Origin of the sequence: Parasynechococcus sp. (genome assembly GCF_042954325.1) — a bacterium.
GTDB lineage: Bacteria > Cyanobacteriota > Cyanobacteriia > PCC-6307 > Cyanobiaceae > Parasynechococcus.
The window spans coordinates 1-4,722 of record NZ_JBGKDS010000063.1 but is presented as its reverse complement, the minus strand read 5'-3'; the positions used below and the strand labels follow the sequence as shown (position 1 = coordinate 4,722).

The 4,722-nt window shown below is 62.2% G+C and carries 5 protein-coding genes; 1 reads left to right on the top strand and 4 read right to left on the bottom strand.

From position 1 onward, the window contains the following. Positions 1–498: TlyA family RNA methyltransferase (locus ACGVKB_RS08480; RefSeq protein ID WP_392351070.1), on the top strand; the 498-nt coding region annotated here is incomplete at its 5' end. 49 nt (positions 499–547) lie between these two features. Here the strand turns inward: ACGVKB_RS08480 and ACGVKB_RS08475 are convergent. From ACGVKB_RS08475 to ACGVKB_RS08460, 4 genes are all read right to left on the bottom strand, one after another. Further along, positions 548–748: a phycobilisome linker polypeptide gene (locus ACGVKB_RS08475; protein WP_007098856.1), complete on the bottom strand. Its 201-nt coding sequence runs from the start codon at positions 746–748 to the stop codon at positions 548–550. A 5-nt stretch (positions 749–753) separates the two neighbouring features. Next, on the bottom strand, positions 754–1,242 hold the full coding sequence (gene apcB, locus ACGVKB_RS08470) for an allophycocyanin subunit beta (protein WP_114989511.1): 489 nt from the start codon (positions 1,240–1,242) through the stop codon (positions 754–756). Between the two features lie 39 nt (positions 1,243–1,281). Continuing rightward, positions 1,282–1,767 (bottom strand): allophycocyanin, encoded by a 486-nt coding sequence (locus ACGVKB_RS08465; protein ID WP_038546571.1) that lies wholly within the window; start codon positions 1,765–1,767, stop codon positions 1,282–1,284. Between the two features lie 420 nt (positions 1,768–2,187). Further along, positions 2,188–4,722: phycobilisome rod-core linker polypeptide (locus ACGVKB_RS08460; RefSeq protein WP_392351067.1), on the bottom strand; the 2,535-nt coding region annotated here is incomplete at its 5' end.

The following is a 4,722-nucleotide window of genomic DNA, read 5'->3' as shown; positions in this document are numbered from 1 at the left end:
ACCAAGGTCTACGGCGTGGATGTGGGCTACGGCCAGACGGCCTGGAGTCTGCGCACCGATAAGCGGGTGGTGCTGCTGGAACGGACGAACCTGCGCCACCTGCAACCCGAGGGGATCTATGGCGAGGCTGACCCTTGGCCGACTCTGGCGGTGACCGATGTCTCGTTTATTTCACTGCGGCTGATTCTTCCGGCGTTGCGCCGCTTGCTCCGTGGGCCTGAAGCTGAAGCCCTGGTGTTGGTGAAACCGCAGTTCGAAGTGGGCAAAGACCGTGTCGGGAAAGGGGGCGTGGTGCGGGATCCAGTGGCCCACCAGGACGCCATCGAAACAGTGATGGCTGCGGCGACTGAGCTCGGTTGGATCTCACGCGGCTTGGTGGGGTCCCCGATTACGGGTCCGGCGGGAAATCACGAATATGTGCTGTGGCTGGGGCACGGCCCTGCGATGGACCCCGCAACCATCAACACCTGTGTGGCCAGCACACTGGCGCAGCCATAAAAAAATCCGGCGCGAAGGCCGGACTGATGATTTGAATTTGGATTTGAACTCAGTTGCCAACGTTGACCTGGCGGCCACCGGTGCAGAGTTCAACTTTGATGATGCGTCCACCCTGCTTCTGGATGCGCTGTTGTTCAGCGAACCAGCTGTCGTAGGGCACCCACTTGGTGAAGAAGGTGTTTTGGAGTTCGCGCTGCGTCCGAACCTTTTCGGGGCTGGGGATGCAGGCGGTGACTTTGAACAACCGCATGGGTCTCAGTTGCCGAGACCGGAGCAGATGTAGTCGAAGTACACGCCCATTTCCTTGCCAGCGTCAGGACCCACCAGACCGGCGGTCACTTCCTTCATGGCTTGGATGGCTTGAACGGTGGCGCCAATGGGCACGCCCAGTGAGTTGTAGGTCTCCTTGAGGCCGTTCAGAACACGCTCATCGAGGATGGAGGTGTCGCCCGCCAGCATGGCGTAGGTGGAATAGCGCAGGTAGTAATCCAGGTCGCGGATGCAGGCTGCATAGCGACGGGTGGTGTACATGTTGCCGCCCGGACGGGTGATGTCCGAATACAGCAGAGCCTTGGCCACGGCGTCGCGAATGATGGCGGACGCGTTGGCGCTGATGGTGGCAGCAGCGCGGACACGCAGTTCGCCAGAGGCGAAGTAGGACTCAAGGCTGCTCATCGAAGCCGTGTCCAGGTACAGGCCCTGAACGTCGGACTTATTGATGACGTTGGTGATGGCGTCTTGCATGGATCCGTGAGGAGGCGTGAAGGGGAATCAGCGGGGGGTTCAGGCGAGAGCGCCCACCACGTAGTCGAAGTAGGTGCCGGCTTCTTCGGCATCAGCGCCGGTGAGCAGGCCCATGGCGACAGTCTTCATCTCACGCACAGCCTCCGCCATGGCCTCGAGGGGGGTGCCCAGGGAGCGGTAGAGCTCCTTGGCGCCGATCACGCCGATCTCTTCGATCGGGGTGACATCTCCAGCAACGATGCCGTAGGTCACCAGGCGCAGGTAGTAATCCATGTCGCGCAGACATGTTGCGGTCATTTCCTCGCCGTAGGCATTGCCGCCGGGGGAGATGACGTCGGGACGCTTTTGGAACAGCTGACCGCCGGCCTGCTTGACGATGCGCTCGCGGCTCTCGCACAGAACTTGGGCCACGCGCAGACGGCGTTGGCCCCCTGTCACGAAAGCCTTGATCTGGTCGAGTTCGCCAGGGCTGAGGTAGCGGGCTTCGGCGTCCGCGTTGATGATCGAGTTGGAGACGATGCTCATGCAGTTCTGCCTCGAAACAAGCGGCCGCCCGTAGGAGACCGGTATCCGGTGAATAGGGTTGAGATCCCGAAGGATCGTCTCTCAGAGTAAGGGCTGAGAGAGGGGTTTGAGCCGTGCTGTCCCCAGGACGTTCACAACGATCAACAAGGAACGTTGTCTGAACTGGATCGTCAAGGCTCGATGCAAACAGCTGAGCTGTCAGCCCACGTATTGTCGGCGACAATCCTCATCTCCCTGCGGCTCGGGTAACAGTTCTTCATTGGGCGCCTTGTTGTGCGGAACCCACTGCGCCGCAGTGACCTTTGCTTTTTTGGATGTTGTTGAGACACGAAAAAAAGCCCTGACGAGACAACCTTTCGCCAGGGCTTTGATGTGCATTATTGGCTGCAAATGCCGCGCCAATAATGGTGAGGACAGGGCTTAGATCGCCGCGTCGGTCGGAGGGTTCAGCGCTGCGTTGCCCCTGTAGAGGGAGGCGGTGCGCTGGATGGTCGCTTGGCTGCGTCCGTTTTGGCTGTCCATGCCATTGATCCGAGGCACTTGGTCGCCACAGATCGCCAGCAGTTCGTTGACGGCTGCGGCTTGGCCAGCTTCCGCCCGCAAGCTGAGGAATCGGCTGGTTTCAGCAGGGGTTGTGGCACGACCCAGCAGGGCCAGGCCGGCGGCGGAGGCGGCCCTCAGCGGAGCCATGGTGGCGATGCGGTTTTGGAAGGCCTCGCCCATGGCGACCTCGGCGACGAATCCAGCCAGGTCGATCTCCTGATTGCGCAGCATGGATTCCGCCTTCAGCAGCCGTTCGTTTTCCAGAGGAACACGGTTGAGCAACTGGCGATAGGTGGCATCCAGCACCATGCGCAGTTCCGATTCGCTGCAGGGCTGTTTCAGTTCAAGCGGCTGCGGCAGGCCACCGCGGCGGGAGAACCCTGTGGTGTCCTCGGTGCGCAGCGCATTGGCCATGCGTGCATCCGGAGCCTCGGGGATCGAACGGCTCGGTGTTGGTGCTGTTGTCCAGCTGGGAGCCCGGAAGCTTCGGGCGGCCGGACCATCGGGACGGGCCGTCCGCGAGGAGCGCAGGTTGGTGGGATCCGCCGGTGGGCCCATCCGATTGCCCATGCCCTGAGACCGCACCAGGGAGGCCCAGCGGGGATCGGGTTCGTTGTCGCTGATGTTGGCGCTCCAGTCACCGCGGACCATCGGGGATGCCCCCGACAGGTTGCGCTGGGTGACATCGCCACTGGTGCGAATCGAATCTGCCGTGCGTGGATCGGGGCGTTGGCCGAGGGTGAGATCGGTGACTGCGCTCAGGTCAATCGGCTGGCGCCAACCCGGGGCACGACGGCTGTTGAGGTCGCCTGGGGTGATGAACCGTTCAAACGGAACCGTGTCATCTCCGAAGCATTCGCGATATTCCTTGCCATCGATCAGGGCATCGATCAGGCCGTAGAAGCCCTTGCGAGCTGCCGTGTCGAACAGGGCGTCAATTTCCCAGCGACCGAAGGTGGGTCGGCCGAGCAGGCGGCGATGCATCACCTCGATCGCCTTGGTGACATAGAGGCCATTCCAATAACGGCGGCGGAAGGCATCCGAGCGCGCCACGCTGCGGACGAAATCACGCAAGCAGGTGTCACCGTTCTCGAGACGGGCCTCGTCAGAACCGAGCCGTTCTCCGGCATAACCGGCATTGCCGAGCACTTGCACGTAAACCGCGTTGATCACCGCTTGGGTGCTCGATTCGGTGTTGCGGATGCTGGGCTGACCACCCCGGCGCGGTCGTGCGGCGCCGCCGGTGGCGATTTGCTGCAGTCGCATCACCCGAGGGCCGACCTTGCGGGGCCGACTGCCTCGGAATTGAGCGCTGTCCATCTGGCCAGGGGAGGCCAGACCGTTGCTCACCAGCAGGCGGCGGCTGTCGTAGCCATAGGGGGCTGGACGCGTGGCCACAGACGCCGTGCCACTTGGGAAGATCGCGCCGTATTGATTGCCAACCGGGTCGTTCCCACCGCCATAGACATGCTGATCGGCAAAGGGCTGCCGGTAGGAGGCGTAGAGGGTGACGTATTGCGGAGCACCATCGAAGGGGGCGCTGAAGTTGAACAGCTTGCGGTTGGACCCCCAGCCGGCGCTTTCCTGAGCTTCTTCGCCGAGATCACGCAGGTAGGGAACGGTCTCTTCGCCAAAGGTCTGCGCGTACTCGCCTGAGTTGACCAGGACATCCACCAATCCAGCTAAGCCCTGGTTGCTGAGGATCGAGAACGACTTGCGGAATTCCTCGAGGGAGCTGACCCCCCGGCCGAGGAAGTGGCGGTAAGCGAGTTCCACGACTCGGCTGTTGACGAAACGATCGTGGAATTGCTGGCGGTATTCCTTGCTTCGGCCCAGGGCGCGGATGAACTCCCGCATGGAAATCTGACCCTGAATGGCCTGACTCGCGGCCACGGAACAGGGGGTCTGGGAATAGCCCTTGGCGATGTCACGCTCGAAGACCTGGCGGTAGGCCGCGCGAATGATCTCCGCTTTTTCAGCTCCGGAGAGGCCCGGTCGCATCTCAAAGCGCTGGCTGCTTTCAGCGGCGAGCGCGTAGATGGCGGGAAGCTGAAGGCCCTGCTGAACACTGCTGCCCTGACGTTGCTTTGTGCTCGGAGTGGCGACGGCCAGCTCCTGGAGCAAAACGTTGAAGCAGTCGATCGTCATCTGGCGCGCATCGGGCTGATCTCTCAGCAGCTGAGCGCAGGCGGCACGCATTTCCTGCAGGGCCACGTTGGTGGCGGCCAGGGAGCAATTGGTCTCCAGGACATCGCGCAGTCCACGGGTGTTGACCGACAGGATGCTGGGGTCACCAGCCACCAGGGCGTAGCCCACATAACGGAGGAACCAGCCCATATCGCGCACGGATTTGCGCATGAAAGCCGGGCCGTATTTGGCCACGCTGATCGGGTTAAAACCGGTGGGGAGCAC